The following is a 291-nucleotide window of genomic DNA, read 5'->3' as shown; positions in this document are numbered from 1 at the left end:
AGGGTGTCAGGAAGGGGCGGATGATCCAGGGCGTCGAAGACCAGATGCGTCTGCGCCTCGATGCGTTGGAGGCCCGGGGACAGCGCGTCCTGGCCCAGCGTCAGCGCAACGCCGCCTGGGATCGCGCCATCGTCTGGACCGCGCGTTCGTGCATTGTCGGGGCGGCGGCCGTGTTGCTGCTCAGCCTTTGGATGCGGCTGCCTTTTGCGGTCATCCTGCTGCTTGCCGTGACGCCGCCTCTTGTCGTCGCCGGTGTGGCTTATGGGATGGCGCGACGTCGGGTGGCGGTTG

The 291-nt window shown here is 68.0% G+C and carries 1 protein-coding gene; it reads left to right on the top strand.

The genetic code is table 11. The features are described from left to right. Nucleotides 1–20 precede the first annotated feature (20 nt). Nucleotides 21–291, top strand: a 271-nt coding sequence (locus CVH10_RS19525; RefSeq protein WP_219924860.1) for a hypothetical protein, incomplete at its 3' end; no start/stop codon positions are given.

It is taken from the genome of Halomonas sp. ND22Bw, assembly GCF_003011945.1.
In the GTDB taxonomy this organism is placed as follows: domain Bacteria; phylum Pseudomonadota; class Gammaproteobacteria; order Pseudomonadales; family Halomonadaceae; genus Halomonas; species Halomonas halophila.
Note: the sequence above shows the minus strand (reverse complement) of the source record. Positions and strands in the feature narration are given on the sequence as shown.